The organism is Rhodococcus sp. 06-1460-1B, assembly GCF_002258475.1.
Taxonomy (GTDB): Bacteria; Actinomycetota; Actinomycetes; order Mycobacteriales; family Mycobacteriaceae; genus Rhodococcoides; species Rhodococcoides fascians.
In genome coordinates, this window is the sequence record NZ_NOYS01000025.1 from 170,098 (window position 1) to 192,426 (window position 22,329).

Annotated in this window: 19 protein-coding genes and 2 tRNA genes; 12 read left to right on the forward strand and 9 right to left on the reverse strand. The window is 64.3% G+C overall.

Going from position 1 to position 22,329, the window contains the following annotated elements; translation table 11 throughout:
- Positions 1-28: 28 nt before the first annotated feature.
- Positions 29-1,825 carry an ABC transporter ATP-binding protein gene (locus tag CH268_RS13980; protein WP_094664667.1) on the reverse strand — a complete coding sequence of 599 codons (1,797 nt, stop codon included), beginning with the start codon at positions 1,823-1,825 and terminating at the stop codon, positions 29-31.
- A gap of 82 nt (positions 1,826-1,907) precedes the next feature.
- Here CH268_RS13980 and CH268_RS13985 point away from each other — a divergent pair, with 82 nt between their 5' ends.
- Positions 1,908-2,333: a MarR family winged helix-turn-helix transcriptional regulator gene (locus CH268_RS13985; RefSeq protein ID WP_032368218.1), complete on the forward strand. Its 426-nt coding sequence runs from the start codon at positions 1,908-1,910 to the stop codon at positions 2,331-2,333.
- Between the two features lie 7 nt (positions 2,334-2,340).
- Here CH268_RS13985 and CH268_RS13990 read toward each other — a convergent pair whose 3' ends face one another.
- Positions 2,341-4,254 carry a cytochrome c oxidase assembly protein gene (locus CH268_RS13990; protein ID WP_371827926.1) on the reverse strand — a complete coding sequence of 638 codons (1,914 nt, stop codon included), beginning with the start codon at positions 4,252-4,254 and terminating at the stop codon, positions 2,341-2,343.
- A gap of 209 nt (positions 4,255-4,463) precedes the next feature.
- Positions 4,464-5,621, reverse strand: a complete 1,158-nt coding sequence (locus CH268_RS13995; protein WP_032370203.1) for an XdhC family protein — start codon at positions 5,619-5,621, stop codon at positions 4,464-4,466.
- A 146-nt stretch (positions 5,622-5,767) separates the two neighbouring features.
- Here CH268_RS13995 and CH268_RS14000 point away from each other — a divergent pair.
- The 3 genes from CH268_RS14000 to CH268_RS14010 all read left to right on the forward strand — a co-directional run bounded on the left by CH268_RS14000 (position 5,768) and on the right by CH268_RS14010 (position 8,159).
- Positions 5,768-5,840, forward strand: a tRNA-Arg gene (locus CH268_RS14000).
- Positions 5,841-5,910: 70 nt separating this feature from the next.
- Positions 5,911-7,053, forward strand: coding sequence for a N(5)-(carboxyethyl)ornithine synthase (locus CH268_RS14005; protein WP_032406772.1), 1,143 nt, complete (start codon positions 5,911-5,913; stop codon positions 7,051-7,053).
- Positions 7,050-8,159: a methyltransferase gene (locus CH268_RS14010; RefSeq protein WP_094664669.1), complete on the forward strand. Its 1,110-nt coding sequence runs from the start codon at positions 7,050-7,052 to the stop codon at positions 8,157-8,159. The genes CH268_RS14005 and CH268_RS14010 overlap by 4 nt, the downstream gene beginning before the upstream one ends.
- 70 nt (positions 8,160-8,229) lie before the next feature.
- Here CH268_RS14010 and CH268_RS14015 read toward each other — a convergent pair whose 3' ends face one another.
- The 3 genes from CH268_RS14015 to CH268_RS14025 are packed head-to-tail and all read right to left on the reverse strand — an operon-like array spanning position 8,230 to position 10,832.
- A complete protein-coding gene (locus CH268_RS14015; RefSeq protein ID WP_027497606.1) occupies positions 8,230-8,466 on the reverse strand; it encodes a hypothetical protein in 237 nt (78 codons plus the stop codon).
- 23 nt (positions 8,467-8,489) lie between these two features.
- The gene (locus CH268_RS14020; RefSeq protein WP_032368223.1) at positions 8,490-9,674 is read right to left on the reverse strand and encodes a fatty acid desaturase family protein; all 1,185 of its coding nucleotides are present in this window, start codon (positions 9,672-9,674) and stop codon (positions 8,490-8,492) included.
- Between the two features lie 45 nt (positions 9,675-9,719).
- Complete coding sequence (locus CH268_RS14025; protein ID WP_032368224.1) at positions 9,720-10,832, reverse strand: ferredoxin reductase; 1,113 nt, start codon at positions 10,830-10,832, stop codon at positions 9,720-9,722.
- Positions 10,833-11,027: 195 nt separating this feature from the next.
- On the opposite strand from CH268_RS14025, the gene CH268_RS14030 reads away from it, so the two are divergent.
- Both CH268_RS14030 and CH268_RS14035 read left to right on the forward strand, forming a co-directional pair.
- Positions 11,028-11,654: a TetR family transcriptional regulator gene (locus CH268_RS14030; protein WP_027497609.1), complete on the forward strand. Its 627-nt coding sequence runs from the start codon at positions 11,028-11,030 to the stop codon at positions 11,652-11,654.
- Positions 11,655-11,689: 35 nt separating this feature from the next.
- Positions 11,690-12,511, forward strand: a complete 822-nt coding sequence (locus tag CH268_RS14035) for an alpha/beta fold hydrolase (protein WP_094664779.1) — start codon at positions 11,690-11,692, stop codon at positions 12,509-12,511.
- Here the strand turns inward: CH268_RS14035 and CH268_RS14040 are convergent.
- Positions 12,508-13,830 carry an MFS transporter gene (locus CH268_RS14040; protein WP_094664671.1) on the reverse strand — a complete coding sequence of 441 codons (1,323 nt, stop codon included), beginning with the start codon at positions 13,828-13,830 and terminating at the stop codon, positions 12,508-12,510. The genes CH268_RS14035 and CH268_RS14040 overlap by 4 nt on opposite strands.
- 83 nt (positions 13,831-13,913) lie before the next feature.
- On the opposite strand from CH268_RS14040, the gene CH268_RS14045 reads away from it, so the two are divergent.
- Genes CH268_RS14045 through cmrA form a run of 3 tightly spaced genes read left to right on the forward strand, consistent with a single transcriptional unit; the run spans position 13,914 to position 17,310 of the window.
- Positions 13,914-14,441: a PadR family transcriptional regulator gene (locus tag CH268_RS14045; protein ID WP_027497612.1), complete on the forward strand. Its 528-nt coding sequence runs from the start codon at positions 13,914-13,916 to the stop codon at positions 14,439-14,441.
- Complete coding sequence (locus tag CH268_RS14050; protein WP_094664673.1) at positions 14,411-16,483, forward strand: NADPH-dependent 2,4-dienoyl-CoA reductase; 2,073 nt, start codon at positions 14,411-14,413, stop codon at positions 16,481-16,483. The genes CH268_RS14045 and CH268_RS14050 overlap by 31 nt, the downstream gene beginning before the upstream one ends.
- Positions 16,484-16,506: 23 nt before the next feature.
- Positions 16,507-17,310, forward strand: a complete 804-nt coding sequence (gene cmrA, locus CH268_RS14055) for a mycolate reductase (RefSeq protein WP_032370197.1) — start codon at positions 16,507-16,509, stop codon at positions 17,308-17,310.
- A 48-nt stretch (positions 17,311-17,358) separates the two neighbouring features.
- Here cmrA and CH268_RS14060 read toward each other — a convergent pair whose 3' ends face one another.
- Positions 17,359-19,086 carry a helicase HerA-like domain-containing protein gene (locus CH268_RS14060; protein WP_094664675.1) on the reverse strand — a complete coding sequence of 576 codons (1,728 nt, stop codon included), beginning with the start codon at positions 19,084-19,086 and terminating at the stop codon, positions 17,359-17,361.
- Positions 19,087-19,181: 95 nt separating this feature from the next.
- On the opposite strand from CH268_RS14060, the gene orn reads away from it, so the two are divergent.
- From orn to CH268_RS14075, 3 genes are all read left to right on the forward strand, one after another.
- Positions 19,182-19,793 (forward strand): oligoribonuclease, encoded by a 612-nt coding sequence (gene orn, locus CH268_RS14065; protein WP_027497616.1) that lies wholly within the window; start codon positions 19,182-19,184, stop codon positions 19,791-19,793.
- Positions 19,794-19,871: 78 nt separating this feature from the next.
- A tRNA-His gene (locus tag CH268_RS14070) sits at positions 19,872-19,947 on the forward strand.
- 319 nt (positions 19,948-20,266) lie between these two features.
- On the forward strand, positions 20,267-21,019 hold the full coding sequence (locus CH268_RS14075; RefSeq protein WP_027497617.1) for a M23 family metallopeptidase: 753 nt from the start codon (positions 20,267-20,269) through the stop codon (positions 21,017-21,019).
- Positions 21,020-21,029: 10 nt separating this feature from the next.
- Here CH268_RS14075 and CH268_RS14080 read toward each other — a convergent pair whose 3' ends face one another.
- A complete protein-coding gene (locus CH268_RS14080) occupies positions 21,030-22,223 on the reverse strand; it encodes a L,D-transpeptidase (protein WP_032370364.1) in 1,194 nt (397 codons plus the stop codon).
- Between the last annotated feature and the right edge of the window lie 106 nt (positions 22,224-22,329).

A 22,329-nucleotide genomic window follows, 5' to 3' on the forward strand; every position in this document is an offset into this window, starting at 1 on the left:
AACAACCCTGATCATGCAACAACCCTGATCATGCAGCAACGCTGTCCACGACATCGTCTGCGGCACGGACCAATTGGGCGTACATACCGTCTTCGGTGAGCAGCGCCTCGTGGCTTCCGACCTCGCGCACGATGCCGTGATCGAGTACCGCGATGGCGTCTGCTGCACGCACTGTGGACAGGCGATGGGCGATCAGAATGGTGGTACGGCCGTGCATCAAACCGTCGAGCGCTGTCTGCACTGCGCGTTCGGTGCGATTGTCCAGGGCGCTCGTCGCCTCGTCGAGCACCAGAATCGGCGGGTTGCGCAGGACAGTCCGGGCGATTGCGATGCGCTGCTTCTCACCACCGGAGAATCGGTAGCCGCGCTCGCCGACCATCGTGTCGTAACCGTCGTCGAGACCGTCGATGAAGTCGTGAATCTGGGCCGTCCGAGCGGCAGCCACGATCTCGTCGTCGGTGGCGTCGGGTTTGGCGAACCGCAAGTTCTCCCTGATGGTGGCGTGGAACAGGTAGGTCTCCTGAGAGACGACGCCCACCAGGTCGGCAATGTTCTCCGACGCCAGGTGCCGCAAGTCGACACCGTCGATGGTCACCGAGCCGGCTGTCGGATCATGCAGGCGGGCAACGAGGTATCCCAGCGTGGTCTTGCCCGATCCGGTTGCGCCGACGAGCGCGAGCGTGCTCCCGGCCGGTACGTCGAGATCGATGTTGCACAGAGTCGGGACAGTCGCGGCGGCATAGGTGAAGTCGACGCCGCGGAATGCGACATCGCCGCGCACGCTCTCTCGCGAGAGTGTGATCGGGTGCTCGGGTTCGGCGACATCGATGGGCAGATCGAGATACTCGAAGACTCTGCCGAACAACGCCAAGGATGCCTGTACTTCGACGCCGGTGTTGAGCAATTGCATGGTGGGCCGGAACAATTGGGTCTGCAATGCGGTGAACGCGACCAGGGTGCCGATCGTCAACGCACTCCCCTGACCGATGGTGATGCCGGCGAACCAGTACACCAGAGCGGGCATCACGGCGAAGCTGATCTGAATTGTCGCCATCCGCCACTTGCCCGCCATCATCGCGGCCAGTTCGACACCGGCCACCTCGTGCGATCGGTCGGCGAATTTGTCGGTCAACGCCTGGGCGGAACCGGTGGTCTTGCCCAGAAGAATTCCACTGACGGACAGTGATTCCTCGATCTGGACGGACAGATCGCTGAGCAATTTCTGCCGCTTGGTCGAGATCTTGCGACGCTCGTCGCCGATACGTCGAGCGACTCGCACGAAGATCGGCAGGATGATCAGCGAGAACGTGGCGAGCTTCCAATCGAGCAGGAAGAGCGCGACCACGGTCGCTGCGACCGTCGTGGCGTTCTGCGCGATGGACGTCGCGGTGTTGGTGACGACGGATTGCATGCCGCCGATGTCGTTCGCGATACGCGATTGCACCTCACCGGTGCGCGTTCGCGCGAAGAATCCGAGGGACTGTCTCTGCAGGTGCGAATAGACCTGCACGCGCAGATCGTGCATGAGTTGCTGACCGACGCCGTTGGACATCCAGGTCTGCACCACGCCGAGAGTGTTGGTGGCGACTGCAACAGCGATCATGCCGACCGCGATGAGGCTGACGAGCGTGACGTCGCGGTCGGGAATTGCATGATCGAGGAGTTCGCGAAGAAGTAGAGGAGAGGCGAGCGCAATGATGGCGCTGGCCACGATGATCGCGCTGACGGCAGCGATCTTGCGCCGGTAGGGCGTGAACAGAGCCAGGACTCGTCGGACGGGCGCTGGATCGGAAGCGAGTGGTACGCGTTCGGGACGGCTTTCCAAGTAGACCTCCGTGGTAGCTGAAGTAATATGCAGAGGTTACCTCACTATGAGGTTGTGAGCAAGCCTCGCTATGATCCGTCGTATGAACACCGGACACTCGCCCAACCTGAGCGATTCGTTCATGGCCGTTGCCCGAAGAATTCGGCGAAGCCACATGACTGCGCTGGAACCGTTCGGACTCAACCCGTCGCAGAGCAGGGCCATGCACGTCTTGGCCCGCGAACGAGAATCGGTCCGATTGCGTGATCTGGCCGAGCACCTCCGTATCGTCGCTCGATCGGCCACCGACATCGTCGACTCACTCGAAGCGGCAGAACTGGTGACGCGAGCGCCGGACCCGAGTGATCGACGCGCTGTCCTGGTCGAGCTGACCGACGCCGGCCGCGCCCTGCTCGACCGCGTCGACGAGGCACGACGTCAGGTGTCCGCGGACCTGTTCGACGGCCTCGAGCCGGCCGAACGCACCGAACTCGACCGGCTTCTGCACAAGATCGCCGGCAGCGACTGAAACGAAGCTACTGCCTGCCGTCCCGATCACGACGGGCCAGCTCGGCGAACATCGCGTTGTGCGCGGCCAGGTCGGCGTCGTGGTCACGCTCGGCGGCTCTGTCGCCGCGCCTGGCGTCGCGATCGTCGCTGCGGGACCACTGGATCAGCAGTGCGAGCATGACCAGCACCAGAGGCACCTCGCCGGTTGCCCACGCGATGCCGCCACCGAGCTTCTGGTCCCCCAGTAGGTCGGAGTTCCAGTCGAGGCCGAGCGTGCGGTAGAACCAGGCACCCATGACGGTGTTCATGCTCATCAGCGCCACACCGAAGAACGCATGGAACGGCAGTGAGCCGAACACCACGGCGAGTTTGGTGACCGGAGCAATCTTGCGCGGAGACGGATCGACGCCGATGACCGTCCAGTAGAACAGGTATCCGCTGAGCACGAAGTGCAGGTTCATCAACAGATGAGCTCCGTGACTGTCCAGTACGGCCCCGAAGATTCCGCCGAGATAGAGCACGTAGAAGCCGCCCACGAAGATCAGCGCCGCGACGAGCGGGTGGGTGACGAACTGCGACAGTCGACTGTGCAGGCCCATCAGCAACCACTCGCGCATCCCCGGGACGCCGTCCTTGCCTGCCGCGGGCAGGACACGCAACGCCAACGTCAGTGCACCACCGAGCGCGAGCAGAACCGGCGCAAGCATCGACAGCATCATGTGTCCGGTCATGTGCACGCTGAACACTGCCGTGGAATACCGTCCGATGCCCGAAGACGTACTGATCAGCAGTGTGAGGCAGCCCAGGACCCAGGCGACGGTGCGACCGACGGGCCACGCGTCGCCGCGCAGTCGCAGCCGACGGACCCCGATCAGATACACCACGGCCATCACGATCGCGGCGGTGCCAAAGATCAGGTCGAAGCGCCAGTCGAAAGCCATACGGGCGAACGTCGGCGGTCCGCTGAGGTCGTATCCGAGCGCGGCCTCGGTCGGCGTCAGGTTCGGGTCGATCTCGGCGGGCGGTGGTGTTCGCCCGAGGCCGACGGCCAGACCGACGGTCGCGGCGAGAACGAGCACCTCGGCCCCGGCGAACCGGAGCAGCGGTCCACGGGCGGTGGGATCGGCGATCAGTGCGGGCAGAGCGCGACGCCGCTGCATCCAACCGAATCCGCCGAGCACGATCAACGCGAGAATCTTGCCCACGATCAGCAGGCCGTAGGTGGTGGTGAACAGATCGGCGAGGGACACCCGAACCAGGGCGTTGATGACTCCGCTGATACCCATGACGACGAAGCAGACGCCGGCGATCGTGGAGAACCGCCGAGCAGCGACGTCGGTGTGCGCGCCGCGTCTGCGAACATGTGCAAGCAGTGCGAACAGCCCGCCCGCCCACAACGATGCGGCACCGAGGTGCAGGATCAGCGAGTTGGTCGCGATGTCGTGCGATCCGCCCGCCGAGGAATGACCACTGAGCGCAATGGGCAGCAGGGTGGCCAGCGAGAATCCGAGCAGCGCAGGCGTCCAGGACCACCGCAGTACCGTCCGCGATGCAATGGCGACGACGACGGCCATGATGGCCGTCCACCGCCACGCACTGGCGATCTCCACCTGATCCAGCGCGATCCACAGATTCGCCGGCTTCACGGCCTCGGCGAACGGCTGGCCGGAGGTGTCGGACAGCGTCAACGGCACGAGGAGAAGCGCACATACGGCCCAGACGATGGATGCGACCGAGCCGGTGCGAACCGCCCGGTAGCCGTCCACGTCGAGCACGCCGTTCTTCTGCGGCGGAACCAGGAACGCCGCCAGCAGGAACGAGCCGACCGCGATGACCGCTGCGATCTCACCGATCGCACGCAGGGCGGGCAGTCCGTAGGTAGTGGCCGGGCCGGGATCAGGGATACCGAGCAGGACCAACGCGTCCGACGCGGACAGCATGACGATCAGGGCAGCGACGACACCGGCGATGACGCCGGCAGTGACGAACACCGACGTGGTTGCCGAGCGGGGATCTGCATTGCCCGTACCGTCGTCCGACCGCACATCGCCGGTGGAGTCCCCGGCGTGCGACGGGTCGGTCTTGTCGAGATCCGGTGTGGCCATACCACCAGAGTAAGAGGTGTTCGGCAGTACTCGAAACGCGAGTCCTACACAGCGTCGTACTTTGCCCCGTCCTCGGCGTCCAGCGAGTCGTGGTGGATGCGTCCGTGCTGCTGCCGGAGAGGCGTCCCGCTCCCGCCCCATCTCTGGGCGATGATCTCCGCCGCAATGGACACCGCGGTCTCCTGCGGCGTGCGTGCACCCAGGTCGAGTCCGATCGGGCTCGACAATCGCGCGAGTTCGGTCTCGGTCACTCCTGCCGCCCGTAACCGGGCGATGCGGTCGTCATGGGTTCGCCGCGAGCCCATCGCTCCGACGAACGCCAGGGCCGGAATCCGCAACGCCACTTCGAGCAGTGGCACATCGAACTTCGGGTCGTGAGTCAACACACAGACCACGGTCCTCTCGTCCAACTCCCCCGCCGCCCACTGTTGGTTCAGGTAGTCGTGCGGCCACGCGACCACCACCTGCTCGGCAGCGGGAAAGCGCTGCGGGGTCGCAAACACGGATCGGGCGTCGCAGACGGTGACGCGGTAGCCCAGAAAGGCACCCTGCTGCGCAACCGCCGCAGCGAAGTCGATGGCACCGAACACGAGCATTCTCGGCGACGGCGCATGACTGGACACGAACACCTGCATTCCCCGACCGCGGCGCTGGCCGTCGGTTCCGTACGTCAGAACAGTCGAACGTCCCGCTGCAAGTAGCCCTTTCGCGTCGTCGGCAATGGCGGCGTCCGCCCGCGAGCTGCCGAGGGAACCGCGAATACCCGACTCCGTCAGAACTGCTCTCCGACCGACCCGTGTTGCGTCGGCATGAGCGATCACGGTGGCCACTGCAACCGGGACGTTGCGGCGCACGTTCGCCACGACGTCACCGAACTCGGGAAAGGTGTGCTTCGACACCGCCTGCACGAACACATCCAGCGTTCCCCCACACGTGAGCCCGACTGCGAATGCGTCGTCGTCCGACACCCCGTATCGAGTGAGTATCGGGGTACCGGACTGCATCACGTCGTGCGCCGACTCGTACACGGCACCCTCGACGCAGCCGCCGGACACCGAACCGGCGACCGCACCGTCCTGGCCGACCATCATCGACGCACCCACAGGACGCGGCGCGGAGTCGAATGTCTGCACGACCGTTGCCACCGCGGCCGCGTCGCCGGTCTGCCAGGCGTGCAGCAGCTCGTCCAGAATGTCGTGCATCGAACCTCCTTCGGGTGCCGGCCGGAACGTCTACGACATCACAGGCTTCCCCCTGCACTGCTCCCTCAACCCATGCCGGTGTGATCGCCGTAGGCGGAAAGGTACACTCGTCAACCGTGCTCGAGCGGGCCTGTCCGCGCGTGCCAGCCTCCGTAGCTCAGGGGATAGAGCAAGGGCCTTCTAATCCCTTGGTCGCAGGTTCGAATCCTGCCGGGGGCACCCTCTGACCAGCGCGAACGCTGGCCGACTCGCGTTACTGTGGTTGACTTCGCGTAACGAAGGGTTACACGTGCATCAGCTCACTCTCGGAGTCCTCTCACGTTCGCGCAAGCCCGATGAGCGTCGACTACCGATTCATCCTCTTCATTTCGATCGCATCGACGCCGACATTCGAAGCCGAATGTTCCTCGAATCCGGCTACGGCGAACCGTTCGGAATCTCCGACGAGCACCTGGCCACGCAGGTCGCGGGCATCGGCACCCGCGCCGAGCTCATTGCTCGGTGCGACGTGATTCTGCTGCCGAAGCCTCAGGCCGAAGATCTCGAGTCACTTCGACCTGGCCAGACGCTCTGGGGTTGGCCGCACTGTGTGCAGGACGAAAGGCTCACCCAGATCGCCGTCGACCGCAAGCTCACGCTGATCGCCTTCGAGGCCATGAACCACTGGACGCAGGACGGCTGGTTCAATCTTCATGTGTTCCACAAGAACAACGAATTGGCCGGATACTGCTCGGTGCTGCACGCATTGCAGCTGATCGGTTCCACCGGGGACTACGGCCGCAGGTTGCGGGCCGCTGTCATCGGTTTCGGAGCCACGGCTCGCGGCGCGGTCACCGCGCTCAGTGCACACGGGATTCACGACGTCGACGTCCTCACTCAGCGTGGGGTCACGGCGGTGGGTTCGCCGATCCACTCGGCCAACATCGTCAACTTCGATCTCGACGACGCCGATCCCCGCCAGAGCCGAGCGCTGACTCCCGACGGTCGAATCCCACTCTCGCAGTTCCTGTCCGACCACGATGTAATCGTCAATTGCGTACTGCAGGATACAAACTCACCACTGACGTTCTTGGCGAACGAGGACCTGCCCACATTGACGCCGGGCACCCTGGTCGTGGACGTCTCGTGTGACGAGGGAATGGGATTCGAATGGGCGCGGCCCACGTCGTTCGCCGACCCGATGTTCACCGTCGGTGACAACGTGCACTACTACGCCGTCGACCACAGCCCGTCCTATCTGTGGAATTCGGCGACGTGGGAGATCAGCGAATCGTTGCTGCCCTACCTTCGCGTGGTTCTCGACGGGCCCGCGGCGTGGAGTGAGGACGCCACCATCGAGCGTTCCATCGAAATCAGGGAGGGTGTCATCGTGAACCCCAATATCCTTGCCTTCCAACATCGCAGTGCGGAGTACCCGCACACTGCAGCATGAGCGTCACGTGGGTCGAGGACGGCATCGAACGGTCCGCGCGATGGCAGTCGGAGAACGGTGCGCCGCCACCGCGGGTGGTGCGGATCGTCGACGACGCGACGACGGCGGACGTGGCCTACAAGCTGGCGACGATCGGCGAGTCTCTGCTGTGGCGTGGCGATTACAACAACGCTCGCCAGCTCCTGTCGGCCATGACGCGGCGGGTACCACCGGCCACACAGCCCGAGAACGCGTCGCCCGCCGAGCGGTTCCACCTGCATCGTCAGTACCAGGCGCGGCGCGCACGGGTATTGGGAATGCTTCTGGTGCAACTTGATTCGGATCTACGGCTCGATCTCGGCCGAGCGCCGGAGGTGCGATCGGCCGTAGCGGAAGCACTGGGTCCCGATGCCTCGGCCTGCGTCCTGTCACTACGGGAACTGCTCGGGATCATCGGCGCACACGAGTGGCGCCGCAAGGGAGTGTTCGTGCCGGCGCTGGACGCGTCCGTTCATCCCCACTACGGAGTGTTCTCGCCTGTCCGCGGTGAGTACATCCAGCTCGTCGCCGACGCACCGCTACCTGCCACGGGCCGGGCTTTCGACATCGGGACGGGCTCGGGTGTGCTGGCTGCGGTACTCGCGCGCCGGGGCGTACCTGCGGTGGTGGCGACCGACAAGGACCCCCGATCGGTCGCGTGCGCCCGCGCCAATCTCGACGCACTCGGGTACAGCGATCGGGTCGAGGTGGTGCAGACCGACATCTTCCCGAGCGGCCGCGCGGGATTGATCGTCTGCAACCCGCCGTGGATACCCACCAAGCCGACGTCGGGGATCGAGCATGCCGTCTACGATCCCGGTTCTCGCATGCTCAAATCGTTCCTCAGCCGCCTCGGCGGGCATCTGACGCCCGACGGCGAGGCCTGGTTGGTGTTGTCCGACCTCGCCGAGTTGCTCGGATTGGTTACGCGCACAGACCTTCTCGCGTCGATCGACAAGGCCGGCCTGACCGTCGTCGACCGGATGGACACCGTGCCATCGCATTCTCGAGCGACCGACACCTCCGATGTTCTGCACGATGCCCGGTCGCGCGAGACCACGTCGCTGTGGAGACTGCGCCGCCGCTAGCCATCCGCGCCCGAGACACGAGAAAGCCGCCCGAGCAATACTCGGGCGGCTTCGTCGATCGTGCGGTGAGTCAGTGCCGGTCGCGGGTCTCGAACTCTCCGTTGATCACGGTGCCCAGCGGCGCGTCACGCTCGGCCTTCTTCGCGGCCTCGCGCATTTCGATTCCATCGGTGATCAGATCACCGATCTCGCGAGTGACGTCACGGACCGCTCCGGCGATGATCACCACGATTCTGCCGACGTGTGTCGCCGCAGACTCGGTGAAATCCTGCACGGTGTCCTTGTTGCGCTCGAACCTTCCCACCACCAGGACCGCCCCCTTCGAAGTCGTCACGCTGCGTCGGTCTTCTTACGCTCGACGATAACACTGGCCGGAGCCGCCGATCCGGTGAGCGAGTTGGGCAGAGCGAGCTTGAAGATCTTGCCCCACACGGTACCGATCTGGTGGAAGAAGCCGCCGGTGTTGTACGGCAGGTCGTACTTCTGGCACAGAGCCTTGACCTCGGGTGCGATCTGCGGGTAGCGGTGCGCGGGCAGATCCGGGAAGAGGTGGTGCTCGATCTGGTGCGAGAGGTTGCCGGACATGATGTGGAACAGTGGCGAACCCTCGATGTTGGCCGATCCGAGCATCTGACGGACGTACCATTCGCCCCGGCTCTCGTCGGCGGTCTCCTCCTGACTGAAGGTCTGCACCCCCGTCGGGAAGTGGCCGCAGAAGATGATCGAGTACGTCCACACGTTCCGGATCAGGTTCGCAGCAACGTTGCCGACCACGGTCGAGGCGAAGAACGGCCCGGTCAGAGCGGGGAAGATGACGTAATCCTTGAGAGCCTGCTTGCCCGCCTTGCGCCACATTCCCTGCAGCAGCGGCTTGACGTCGTGCCACTTCCTCTTACCGGCGACGATGTTCTCGGTCTCGAGGTCGTGCAGCATGACGCCCCACTCGAAGAACGTCATGAGCAGGAATGCGTAGACGGGGTTGCCCAGGTAGTACGGGTTCCACTTCTGGTCCTGATCCATGCGCAGGATGCCGTACCCGATGTCGCGGTCCATGCCGACGATGTTGGTGAATGTGTGGTGCATGTAGTTGTGCGAGTGCTTCCACTGGTCTGCCGGGCAGACGGTGTCCCACTCGAACACCTCGGAGTTCAGACCCGGCTCACGCATCCAGTCGTACTGGCCGTGCATGACGTTGTGGCCGATCTCCATGTTGTCGAGGATCTTCGCGACGCCGAGTGCGCCGACACCGGCGAGCCATGCCGGCGGGACGAAAGGCAGGTACATCAGTGCGCGTCCGGTGATCTCGAGCCCGCGCTGCGCCTTGATGATCTTGTAGATGTATTCGCGGTCCTCGTCGCCCAGTTTGGCGACGGTGCGGGCCCGCAGGTCGTCGAGTTCGCGGCCGAGCTCTTCGACCTGTTCGTACGTCAGTACGGTCGGCTCGTCGGGCAACGTTTCGTTGCGTCGGAAGGGAATGACGGCGGTGGGCAGGATCGAGAGAATCGTTCCGAGCATCTGCTGATCTCCAATTCGATCGGGTGGTGGGCGGGAGCTCCGGGACTAGATGTCGATGTCGACGTCGCCGACGGCAACGGACACACAGAGCTGGATCTTCTTGTCGGATTCGGTGTCGGTCTCACCGGTCTTGATGTTCTTGGTGCAGCCGGACTTCTTCACCGAGGTGCAGGTGAAGCAGATGCCCATTCGGCACCCGTTGGCCGGCGACAGACCGGCTCCCTCGGCTTGTTCGAGCAACGTTGCACCGTCGTTCTCGGCGGCGACGTCACTTCCGGAGAACGTGGTGGTTCCGGTGACGTCGTCGCTCACGGTGGCGAAGGACGGTGTGAATTCCTCGAGGTGCAGTCGGTCGCCGAGCCCTGCGTCGTCGAAGAACGACGTCACGCCCTTCATCAGCCCGGGCGGACCGCACAGGAAGGTGTCCGCGTCTGCGAACCACGGCGCCACGGCGTCGAGGTGCTCCTTGCCGAAGAACCCGTGCAGGTCCCCGCCGGTCGTCTGCTCGGTGTACGCGAAGACGAGGTTCACGTTGTCGTGCTCGGCGGCGATCTTCTCGAGCTCCTGCTTGTACGCGACGTCGTTCTCGGTGTACGCGTAGTGCAGGAAGGTCAGGTCGCTGCTGTACCCCTCGTCCAGCAGCGACCTGAGCATGGACAGCACGGGCGTGATGCCGCTGCCGCCGCTGATCAGCAGCGTGCGCGCCGGGCGTGGCTGGGGAAGCTTGAACGTGCCGTCCGCCTGCGACAGGCTGACGACGAGGCCGACGTGGGCGTTCTTGTGCAGATACTGCGAGACCAGCCCCTCGGGGTGCGCCTTGATCGTCAGCTCGATTCGGCCGTCCTTGCGGTACTGCGAACAGGCCGGCGAGTAGCAGCGAGTCTGACGTACGCCGTCGATGACCACCCCGACCTGAACGAACTGGCCGGCCTGAAAGCCCTTCCACTGTCGGGTGGGGCGGATGGTGAGCGTGAGCGAATCTTCGGTGGACCGGTGTATCTCGGTCACTTCACCGCGCAAATCACGAACGGTCGTCATGGGGTCGACCAGCTCCAGGTACCGATCGAGCGCGTGGGGCGTGGCCATGGCCTCGAACAGGGAAAGAAGCGAGAACTTGCGCGAACCCGTGGGTCGCGTCGGACGTTCTTGAAGCGTCATTCCATCCTCCCTAACCGGATCGAACCCTACGACCCATTCAGTGAACGATTGTGCACTAACATGAGTGTGACAGAGCGACACCGGTACCTGTCAACGTTTATGTGACCGCCATTACAGACCTCATGTGAAGTTCACGGGGACCGCGGAAGCAACCGGAGGGGAGATCACAGAGTGCCCGCCCATAAACTGGACGCCGTGACAGAACCGGGTACCCGCGCGGAGCGCAAGGAGCGCACGCGGCAGGCCTTGATCGACGGCACACTCGATCTGCTTCGCGAACGGTCGTTCGCGAGCGTGAGCCTGCGTGAGGTCGCGCGGTCCGCCGGCATCGTCCCCACCGCGTTCTATCGACACTTCGCGTCCATGGAAGACCTCGGGGTCGCGTTGGTCGAGGACAGCATGCGCATGCTGCGCCAGATGCTGCGCGACGCCAGACGCAACCCGAGTACCAAGACGGCCACCGAATCCTTCGGCATCCTGGTTCGTCAGGTCCGCAGCCACGAGGATCAGTTCCGCTTCCTCAGTCGCGAGCGCTACGGCGGAGTCACCGAGGTACGTCGCGCGTTCGCCACCGAGCTCCGGCTGTTCGTCAGCGAGCTGACCATCGACCTCTCTCGCATGCCCGGTCTCGAACGATGGGACGTCTCCGATCTCGAGATGACGGCCGACCTCCTGGTCTCGACGATGCTGACGGCGGTGGTCGGTCTGTTGGAGATCGACCGGCCGGGTAGTCAGAACGAGAAAGACCTCATCGAACGCACCGAGAAGCAGATCCGGATGATCATGCTGGGGATGAGCAAATGGGAACCGCGACGGGCCTGACCGTCGGGCACGAGCGCGAGCCGCGAAGGAGCATCATGACCACCGAGGTACACATCGGCGAGTACACGTTCGAGCTGGCACAGGCAGGTCCCGTCGACGGCGTACCCGTCGTTGCGCTGCACGGCTTTCCACAGACCAACGCGTCGTGGTCGCGGGTGACCCCCGAATTGACGGCCGCGGGCTGCCGCGTCCTGGCCCCCAACCAGCGGGGCTACTCCCCCGGTGCCCGCCCGATCGGCGTCGAGCACTACCGCATCGAGCGTCTCACCGAGGACGTCCTCGGCCTGCTCGACGCCTTCGACCTGAACTCGGCGCACCTGGTGGGCCACGACTGGGGTGCTGTGGTCGCCTGGCATGTCGCTGCCGAGTATCCCGACCGAGTCCGAAGCCTCACTGCCGCATCCGTTCCGCATTCCGCGGCGTTCAACTGGGCCATTCGCGAGGACCCGGACCAGCAACAGCGGTCGCAGTACTTCGGTTTGCTTCGCGAACCCGAGAAGGCCGAGCGAGTACTGACCGAGAACGACGCGCAACGGCTCCGCGCGATGTTCGGGGCCGAGAGCCTCGACGACGAATACGTTCGGCATCTGACGGTGCCGGGAGCACTGACGGCTGCGTCGAGTTGGTATGCCGCGATGACGCGGCAGTTCGCGAACCTACCCGCAGTGACGGTGCCGACCACCTACGTGTGGAGCAACGGCGACACCGCCATCGGCCGAGCCGGTGCCGAGCGCTGCGGCGAATTCGTCGATGCGCCGTACCGATTCGTCGAACTCGACGGCATCTCCCACTGGATCCCCGAGGAAGCCCCCGACAGACTCGCAGCCGAGATCTTGGATCGTATCGGGTGGGTCTAAACCTGTTCCGGGGCGCGAACTTTCAGCAATGCCAGCAGCCCGGCGGCGAGGACGATGATCAGCCCGGCGATACCTGCGCGGTCGGCGTCGAACATCCACACGAACAGCCCGAACAGCGAGGGCGCGAGAAACGACGCGGCCCGACCCGTCGTCGCGAACAGTCCGAAGAACTGCCCCTCGCGCCCGGGCGGTGCCAGTCGGGCCAGGAAGGTGCGCGCAGACGATTGCGCGGGCCCCACGAACAGACACAGGATCAGCCCGAAGATCCAGAACATCGTCGGGCCCGACACGAACAGCAGAATGGTTCCGGCACCGATCATCGACGTCAGGGAGAAGACGATGACCTTCTTGGGTCCGATTCTGTCGTCGAACCGTCCGGCCACGATGGCACCGAGGCCTGCGATGACATTGGCGGCGACGCCGAACAGCAGTACGTCCGCCGCGCCGATGCCGTAGACGCTGACGGCGAGAACGGCCCCGAAGGTGAACACGCCCGCCAGTCCGTCTCGGAACAGTGCGCTGGCGATCAGGTAGTAGACGGCACGCCGGTCTGCGCTCCACAACTCGCGCACATCACGAAAGAGAACGCGATAGGACTCCGCGAAGCCGGCCTGTGCCGCCTCGGGATCGGCGATGGCCCTGGGCACTTCGGGAACTGCGAACATCACCGGGATGGCCGAGACGGCGAGCCAGACGGCCGCCAGCACGGCGACGAGCCTGATGTTGAGCCCACCGTCGGTGGTCAGCCCCAGCAGGCCCCGAGTGTCGCCGTCCCCGACGATGAAACCGAGGTAGCACAGAAGGAGTAGGACAATTCCACCGAAATAGCCCATCGCCCAACCGAATCCGGACACACGTCCGATATTGGCCGGGGTGGAGACCTGCCGCAGCATCGAGTTGTACGGAATACTGGCCAGCTCGAACATGATGGATCCGAGACCGAGCAGTAGCAGCCCGAGCCACAGATAGTGGTAGTCGTCCTGTACGAAGAACAAGCCGGCCATGGCCACGACCGTCAACGCGGTCAATAGCCCCAGCAGCCATTTTCTCTTGCCGCGGGCGTCGAAGTACTGCCCGCACACCGGTGCCAGCAGTGCGATTACGACGCTCGACAGCGCGATGGACCAGCTGAACCACGTGGTCGCCGAGATGGATCCGGGTAGGTCGTCACCTACGGCATCGGTGAGATACACCGAGAACACGAACGTGAGAATGACGGCATTGAACGCGGCCGATCCCCAGTCCCAGAACCCCCAGGCGGTGACCTGCTTACGCGTTGTGGCGACTCCGACGACAGCGGCCTCCGGCTGGGTTCCCATGGTTGCCAACACTAGCCCGCGACGGGCCCATGTTTGGGTGCACCTAGTTGCATAGTCACCACGTTGCATACATACTCTCGGGTGTGGCTTTGGAACACGCGATTCTGGTCTCCCTCACCGAGCTGAGCGGCTCGGGGTACGAGCTCGCCCGACGGTTCGACAAGTCCATCGGCTTCTTCTGGAGTGCAACTCACCAGCAGATCTACCGCACTCTGACGCGGATGGATGGAGCGGGCTGGATCACCGGTGAGGCAGTCGCGCAGGACGGCCGACCCGACAAGAAGGTCTATTCGGTCAGCGCTGCGGGCCGAGCCGAGCTCGATCGGTGGATCGCCGCACCGACCGATCCTTCGCAGCTTCGCGAAGAACTCGCCGTGAAGATTCGCGGAGCGGCCAACGGTGACATCGAAGCGTTGAAAGTCGAAGTCGCCCGCCACCGCGACGTACATGCCACCCGTCTCGACGTGTATCGACTGATCGAGAAGCAGGACTTTCCGGCCCCCGCTGCCCTGACCGGTACCGCGCTGCATCAATACCTGGTGCTCCGCGGCGGGATTCGTGTCGAAGAAGGATTCACCGAATGGTGCACCGAGGTATTGGAGAAACTGTGAAGACCGAGCAGACCACTGGTCCGTACCCGATTCTGTTGTCGCCGTTGGACGTCGGCGCAACCACGCTGAAGAACCGCGTGATCATGGGATCGATTCACACCGGCCTCGAAGATCGCGCCCGCGACACCGGCCGCCTGGCGGCCTACTTCGCCGAGCGTGCCCGCGGCGGAGTCGCACTCATCATCACCGGGGGTTACGCCCCCAATCGCACCGGGTGGCTGTTGCCGTTCGGGGCCAAGCTGACCAACCGCATCGAGGCCCGTCGGCACCGCAGGATCACCACTGCCGTGCACCGCGAAGGCGGCAAGATCGCGCTCCAGATCCTCCATGCCGGACGCTATTCCTACCAGCCGCTGAGTGTGTCGGCATCGTCGATCAAGGCTCCCATCAATCCTTTTCGGCCCAGGCGATTGACCTCGAGGGGCGTTCGCTGGCAGATCAGAAACTTCGTGCGGTGCGCCCGACTCGCACAGAGCGCCGGCTACGACGGCGTCGAAATCATGGGCGGCGAAGGCTACTTCATCAACCAGTTCCTCTCCGAGCGCACCAACAAGCGACGCGACGAATGGGGTGGTTCTGCGGAGAACCGTCGCCGAATGGCAGTCGAGATCGTGCGACAGACGCGGGCTGCGGTTGGCCCGGACTTCCTCATCGTGTTCCGGCTGTCGATGGCCGACCTCGTCGAGGAGGGCCAGAGTTGGAACGACATCGTCGCCCTCGCCGAGGACGTCGAGGCCGCAGGCGCGAACATCATCAACACCGACATCGGCTGGCACGAATCGCGGGTGCCGACCATCGTCACCTCGGTTCCGCGAGCAGCATTCGCCGACATCACCGGCAAGCTCGAAAAATACGTGAGCATCCCCGTCGCCGCGTCCAACCGCATCAACATGCCCGAGATCGCCGAGAACATCCTCGCCCGCGGCGACGCGCAGCTGATCGCCATGGCCAGGCCGATGCTCGCCGATCCGTTCTGGGTCGAGAAGGCTGCTTCCGATTCCGCGGATCGAATCAACACCTGCATCGCCTGCAATCAGGCCTGCCTCGATCACGCCTTCGTACACAAGAAGGTCTCGTGCCTGGTCAACCCTCGCGCCGGTCGCGAGATCGACCTGCAGTTGTTGCCGACGAAGAAGACCAAGAAGGTGGCAGTCGTCGGGGCCGGGCCCGCCGGACTGTCTGCGGCGCTCACCCTTGCGCAACGCGGACACGCCGTCAGCCTGTTCGAGGCCAGGAGCGAGATCGGCGGCCAATTCGGTATCGCCCGTCTGATTCCCGGCAAGGAAGAGTTCGCCGAGACCATTCGCTACTTCTCCACCGCTCTGCGCGACGCGGATGTTGCGGTACACCTCGATACTCGGGTCACCGCCGCAGAACTCACCGCGGGCGAATTCGACGAGGTGGTCCTGGCCACCGGTGTCACTCCCCGAATGCCGCAGATCCCAGGTATCGATCACCCGTCCGTGCTCTCGTACGCGGAACTGGTACGCGACGGTAGGGCCGTCGGCGACCGGGTCGCGGTCATCGGTGCCGGCGGTATCGGCATCGACATCTCCGAGTTCCTCACCACCGACGCCTCCCCCACGCTGGACCTGAAGGAATGGAAGCAGGAGTGGGGAGTCACCGAGCCCGAGGCCGCGCCGGGCGCGTTGACCACCCCGGTGCCTGCCGCATCTCCTCGGGAGGTCTACCTCCTGCAACGCAAGCCGGGACGTATCGGGGCCGGTCTCGCGAAGACCACCGGGTGGGTCCACCGCGCAGCATTGAAAGCCAAAGGCGTGCATCAGCTTTCGGGGGTGAACTACGAGAAGATCGACGATGCGGGCCTGCACATCTCGTTCGGCGAGAAGCACGAACGCCCACGCTTGCTCGAGGTCGACACCATCGTGATCTGCGCGGGCCAGGAGTCGGTCCGCGATCTGGTCGACGAGCTGAAGGCCGCGGGCACCACCACACACATCATCGGCGGTGCGGACGTAGCGGCAGAGTTGGACGCCAAACGGGCGATAGAGCAGGGCACCCGGCTCGCGGCCACGATCTGATCTGTCCGCTAGCCTGTCTCACCGTGAGCCTGCCCAAGCCCAGCCCCGATGCCCGCGCCGTCGTCACCGGAGCCTCCTCCGGTATCGGTGAAGCCCTGGCCACCGAACTCGCCACCCGTGGTCACTCGTTGATCGTCGTGGCCCGACGTGGTGAACTGCTCGAGGCGCTGGCCGCGAAGCTCACCGCCGAGCACGGCGTCACCGTCGAGGTGCGGGCGTCCGATCTGTCCAACCGCGAGCAGCGCCAGGAGCTGGTCACCGAGCTCTCCGAGCGTGAGATCTCGATCCTGTGCAACAACGCAGGCATCGCGACGTTCGGACCGGTGGCCGGGCTCGATCCCGCGTACGAGCGCGATCAGGTGGAGCTCAATGCCGTTGCCGTACACGACCTCACGCTGGCAGTCATGCCCGGCATGATCGGCCGCGGAGCAGGCGGCATCCTCATCACCGGTTCTGCGGCGGGCAACATGGCCATCCCCAACAACGCGACCTACGCCGCGACGAAGGCCTTCGTCAACACGTTCTCGGAGTCACTGCGCGGTGAGCTCGCGGGCACAGGCGTCAACGTCACCCTGCTCGCTCCGGGCCCGGTCCGCACCGAGACACCCGATCCGGCCGATGCGTCGATCGTGGACAAGATGGTTCCCGACTTCCTGTGGATCGACAGCGCCTACACCGCGAAGCTGTCGCTGGACGGCCTGGCGAAGAACAAGATGCGCGTCGTTCCCGGACTGCTCAGCAAGGGCATGTCGGTAGCCGGGCAGTACAGCCCGCGCAGCATCTCCGCGCCGATCATCGGCAGCTTCTACAAGAAGCTCGGCAGCTAGTACCCGAATCCCGGTCGTTCCGCGGGCTCCACTCCCGACTGAGCAAGCTCAGCGCCGCCGACGCCGTCGTCCGGTTCCGAAGATGCTGCGCGAGATTTCCCGCCCGGCGGCCGAGGCAGCCGATCGAAGGAAGCTCTTGACCGCTGGGTTGCCCATGATGCGCTCCGCGGCCGACGGCCCGTCCGGCTCGCTCGGCGGCAGATCCGGAAGATCGGCGGGCAGAGGCGGAATGTCGAACTTCTCGACCGGAGCGGGCGCATCCGCCACCCGTGCGTTCATCCGCTCGTAGGCGGACTCGCGATCGATTGTCTCGCGGTACTTGGCGGACAGGGTGCTCGACGACGCGGCGGCCGCGATGGCGTCATTGCCGATGGTGTCCATCAGGGAGCGGGGCGGGCGAATCTTCGTCCACGCCACCGGTGTCGGCGCGCCTTTCTCCGAGAGCACCGTCACGATCGCCTCGCCGGTCCCCAACGACGTCAGTGCCTTCTCGAGGTCGTACGCGTCGGTCTTGGGGTAGGTGCGCACCGTCTTGTTCAGTGCTTTCTGGTCATCGGGAGTGAAGGCGCGCAGAGCATGCTGGATTCGCGCACCCAGTTGGGAGAGAACGTCGTTGGGGACGTCGGTGGGCAGCTGTGTGCAGAAGAAGACGCCGACGCCCTTCGAGCGAATGAGCTTGACGGTCTGTTCCACCTGCTGCAGAAAGGCTTTCGACGCGTCGGCGAAGAGCAGATGCGCCTCGTCGAAGATGAACACGAGCTTGGGTTTGTCGACGTCACCGACCTCGGGCAACGTCTGGAACAGGTCGGCGAGCACCCACATCAGGAAGGTGGAGAACATCACCGGACGTGACGCCTGCGCACCGAGCTCGAGCAGGGTGATGACGCCTCGTCCGTCGGGTCCGACGCGGAGCAGGTCCTCGGTCTCGAGTTCCGGTTCGCCGAAGAAGGTGTCGCCGCCGTCGGCCTCGAGATTGGCCAAGGCACGCAGGATGACTCCGGCGGTCGCCGACGAGACACCGCCGATGCCTTTCAGGTCGGCCTTGCCTTCGTCACTCGTCAGATGCATGATCACCGACCGCAGGTCCTTGAGATCGAGCAAGGCAAGTCCCTGGGAATCGGCCCAGTGGAAGATCAGCCCCAGGGTCGACTCTTGAGTGTTGTTGAGCCCCAACACTTTGCTGAGCAAAATCGGTCCGAACGCGGTGATCGTGGCCCGCACCGGCACCCCGATCCCCTCGGTGCCGAGCGAGAGAAATTCCACCGGGTGTCCGGCGGGAGCCCAGTCCGTCAGGCCGGTGTCCGCAGCGCGGCTGCGGATCTTGTCGTTGTCTTCGCCCGGCGCGGACAAGCCCGAGAGATCTCCTTTGACGTCGGCCATGACGACGGGAACCCCTGCGGCAGAAAGCTGTTCGGCTATCCCCTGAAGCGTCTTGGTCTTGCCGGTTCCGGTGGCCCCGGCAACGAGACCGTGCCTGTTCAACGTCGCCAACGGAATACGAATGCGGGCAGCGGGGTCGGTGACACCGTCCAGAACGACGGTTCCCAGTTCCAATGCCGCACCTGCCGATGTGTATCCGGCGGCGATCTCGCTTGCTTTACCGTGCACCGCCGGTGCCGACCCTTGCTCTGCGGCACGCGCCTCGGCCTCGGCGGCGTCGGCCGCAGCCAGAGCTTCGGCAGCCACCCGTGCGGCTTCCACGGCCGCCGCTTTGGCCGCCTTCGCCTTCTCGGCAGGGCTGAGCGTGGGTGCCGGCTGCGTCGGGTCGCCTGTCATGTCCGCATCCTTTCGTGAACGTGCGCTGAAGTGAAACGGGGTCGATCGCCACCGCAAACCCTAGTGGCTGTGGTGCGCGCACTACTGTGGAGCGAGTGCAGGACAAACTCGTGTGGATCGACTGTGAAATGACCGGCTTGGACCTGAGCAAGGACAAGCTGATCGAAATCGCGGCGTTGGTGACCGACAGTGAGCTCAACATCCTCGGAGAGGGTGTCGACATCGTCATCCACGCCGACGACGATGCGTTGGCGAACATGCCGGCCGTCGTCACCGACATGCATGCCAAGTCGGGCTTGACCGACGAGGTGCGCGCGTCGACGGTGAGCCTGGAGGAAGCCGAGCAGCGCGTGCTCGCGTACATCAAGGAGCACGTCCCGGTGGCCGGAACGGTTCCGCTCGCGGGAAACTCGATCGGGACCGATCGTGGATTCATCTCTCGCGACATGACCGCGCTCGACACATACCTCCACTACCGAATGATCGACGTCAGCTCGATCAAGGAACTTTCTCGACGGTGGTACCCACGGATCTACTACGGGCAGCCGGCCAAGGGCCTTGCGCACCGCGCCCTCGCGGACATCAAGGAGTCGATCAAAGAGTTGCAGTACTACCGCCGGACGGCCTTCGTGGCTCCGCCGGGGCCCTCTACCAGCGACATCGCAGCAGTTGTTGCCGAACTCGACACGCAATCGGGGGCGGATTAGCAACCTCGGATTCAACCCGCTAGTATTGTCGACGCTGCTGATGCAGAGCCCGAAAAGGTTCTGCGGACGCGTGCAATGGTGGGCGTAGTTCAGCTGGTAGAGCACCAGGTTGTGATCCTGGATGTCGCGGGTTCGAGTCCCGTCGCTCACCCCACACGAAGAAGGCCGGTCTCCGCGCGAGACCGGCCTTTTTCGTGTATTCACTCCACCCTTCGCAAGGGTGTTCGAGCGGACGGCGCGTACCCACCCTGACCTCGAATTACGTTGTTGTAATTCACTTTTCGAGTTTCTTATGGGGTTTCTGTGACGTACGGTTACCAATGGCACTTTTGGGGAAGAAAAGTACCAATGTGATTTCATGTGTTTTCTGCTACGTGAGATCAGCGTGCCCCGAAGCGTCACCGAACATGTTCTTACGTCCTGTGGGCGCCCATCCGACGGGTGCCCGGTGGACGCAGACGAGGAGGCTTTTCGTGGGTCGCAGAATGCACAGAGTCATAGCGGGTTCGATCTTGTCGGCAGCACTGTGCATCGGCACAACCGGCTTGCTCAGCCCAGCGGTGGCCACCGCTCAACCCACGATCGAATTACCTCAGATCCCGATCCCCCAGCCCGATGCGCAGCAGCGGGCCGCAATACTCGCCGCGGTGCTCGACGCCACCGGTGTGCTCATCAACCAGGTCGCGGCGATCGTTCTCGACGGCGACGTGCTGTCGGTGCCGGATACCGCAACTCCCGCGGATGTACCCGAGATCGAACTTCCGAGTGCGCCGCCCACGGTGGGGCTCGGCGGTGCCGTGCTCCCGATCGACGCAGGCAAATATCGCATCACTTCGGGTTACGGCGGACGCAACAACCCGACCGGCAACGGCGCGCAGTACCACCAGGGTGTGGACCTGGCTGCCGACAGCGGAACCCCGATCCATGCGGTGACCGGCGGAACCGTCGTTCAGGCCGGAGACGCGGGCGACGGCTACGGCAAGCTCGTTCGGGTCAAGAGCGGAAACACCGAGACCTACTACGGCCATCAGTCCAGCCTCGCTGTGTCCGTCGGTGACGAGGTGGCACCGGGAGATGTCCTCGGGGCGGTCGGCAGCACCGGCAATTCGACGGGACCGCATCTGCACTTCGAGGTCCGCAACAACGGCTCGAGCATCGAACCGGTCGCGTACCTGAAGACACTCGGGATAGATCCTTCGCTCTACCAGACCCGCGATCGAAGCTGATCGACACCGATCAGACAGTGGTGGCGTTGCCCGCTTTCCACTCGTCCCACGGAATGTTCCAGTCGCCGAGACCATCGGTGCCCGACAACGTTCCACCGACGGTGTTCTTGACCACGACGATGTCACCGCGCTTGGTGTTGTCGTAGACCCACTTGGCGTTGGTCGGACTGAGGTTCAGACACCCGTGCGAGGCGTTGGAGTAGCCCTGCTGCCCCACCGACCACGGTGCGGAATGGAAGAAGATGCCGCTGTACGACATACGCGTCGCCCAGTCGACCGGAGTCCGGTACCCGGTGGACGAGTTGACCGGCACACCGTAGGTCGACGAATCCATGACGAGATGCTCGAATCGATCACCGATGATGTAGACGCCGTTGTCCGTCGGGGTGGAGTCCTTGCCCATCGACGTCGGCATCGTGATGACGTCCTGGCCGTTGACGTTGAACGTCACCTGCTTGGTGTTGTCGTCCGCAGTGGCAATGACCGCGTCGCCGATCGTGAACGACGTCGTCGCATTCTCCTGGCCGTAGATGTCGTCACCGAGATCACGCCCGTACACGTTGACGGCCACGTCGACCTTGGTGCCCGGTGCCCAGTAGTTCTGCGGTCGCCAGCGAACCTCTTTGTTGTTCACCCAGTAGAACGCACCTTCCACGGCCGGCGTCGTGGTGACCGTGATCGCATTCTGGGCAGCAAGCTTGTCGGTGATCGCCTCGTCGAACTGGACCGCGACAGGCTGCCCGATACCCACCACGTCGCCCGGGTTCGGCAGAACGTAGGGCTTGGTGAAATTGCCCGGCTGGCTGGTGGTGAAGCTCGACACCGTGCTCGACGATCCTCCGAGTCCGTACGCATCGGCCTGCACGCGATACTCGCGGTTGTAGCCGAGGGGTTCGGTGTTGGTCCACGACAGCCCGTCTGGAGCAATGGCTCCCGATACCGGCTCGCCGTCGGGGTTGAGCATGGTGACCGAGGACAACTTGCCGTCGGCAACCGAGACGGTCACCGGGTCCGCCGGTGAGAATCCGACTGCTCCGTCGAGCACGCTCGCGGTCAGCTTGGGCTTCATCAGTTCGGTCATCGGATTGGAATCGATCGGAACGGAGGGTTCGGAGATGTCCGTCTGCGAGCTGCACCCGGACAGCACCGCCACCGAAGCGACAACTCCCACCGCGGCGAGTACGAATCCTCGAGACACCCTCATGAACACACCACTTTCCCACTTCGAGCCCGACCCGGACGATTCTGCCAGCGCAGAATCCACACATTCCACTCGACAGCCCGTTCGACGAATAACGTTCGAGTACCAA

Bases quoted from the DNA above. Each gene is read 5' to 3' on its own strand.
- CH268_RS14050 (WP_094664673.1), top strand. From the start codon at position 14,411: ATGGTGCACCGAGGTATTGGAGAAACTGTGAAGACCGAGCAGACCACT.
- CH268_RS14010 (WP_094664669.1), top strand. From the start codon at position 7,050: ATGAGCGTCACGTGGGTCGAGGACGGCATCGAACGGTCCGCGCGATGG.
- CH268_RS14035 (WP_094664779.1), top strand. From the start codon at position 11,690: ATGACCACCGAGGTACACATCGGCGAGTACACGTTCGAGCTGGCACAG.
- CH268_RS14040 (WP_094664671.1), bottom strand. From the start codon at position 13,830: ATGGGAACCCAGCCGGAGGCCGCTGTCGTCGGAGTCGCCACAACGCGT.
- CH268_RS13995 (WP_032370203.1), bottom strand. From the start codon at position 5,621: ATGCACGACATTCTGGACGAGCTGCTGCACGCCTGGCAGACCGGCGAC.
- CH268_RS13990 (WP_371827926.1), bottom strand. From the start codon at position 4,254: ATGCTGTCCGCGTCGGACGCGTTGGTCCTGCTCGGTATCCCTGATCCC.
- CH268_RS14025 (WP_032368224.1), bottom strand. From the start codon at position 10,832: ATGACGCTTCAAGAACGTCCGACGCGACCCACGGGTTCGCGCAAGTTC.
- CH268_RS14020 (WP_032368223.1), bottom strand. From the start codon at position 9,674: ATGCTCGGAACGATTCTCTCGATCCTGCCCACCGCCGTCATTCCCTTC.
- CH268_RS14080 (WP_032370364.1), bottom strand. From the start codon at position 22,223: ATGAGGGTGTCTCGAGGATTCGTACTCGCCGCGGTGGGAGTTGTCGCT.
- CH268_RS14060 (WP_094664675.1), bottom strand. From the start codon at position 19,086: ATGACAGGCGACCCGACGCAGCCGGCACCCACGCTCAGCCCTGCCGAG.
- CH268_RS13985 (WP_032368218.1), top strand. From the start codon at position 1,908: ATGAACACCGGACACTCGCCCAACCTGAGCGATTCGTTCATGGCCGTT.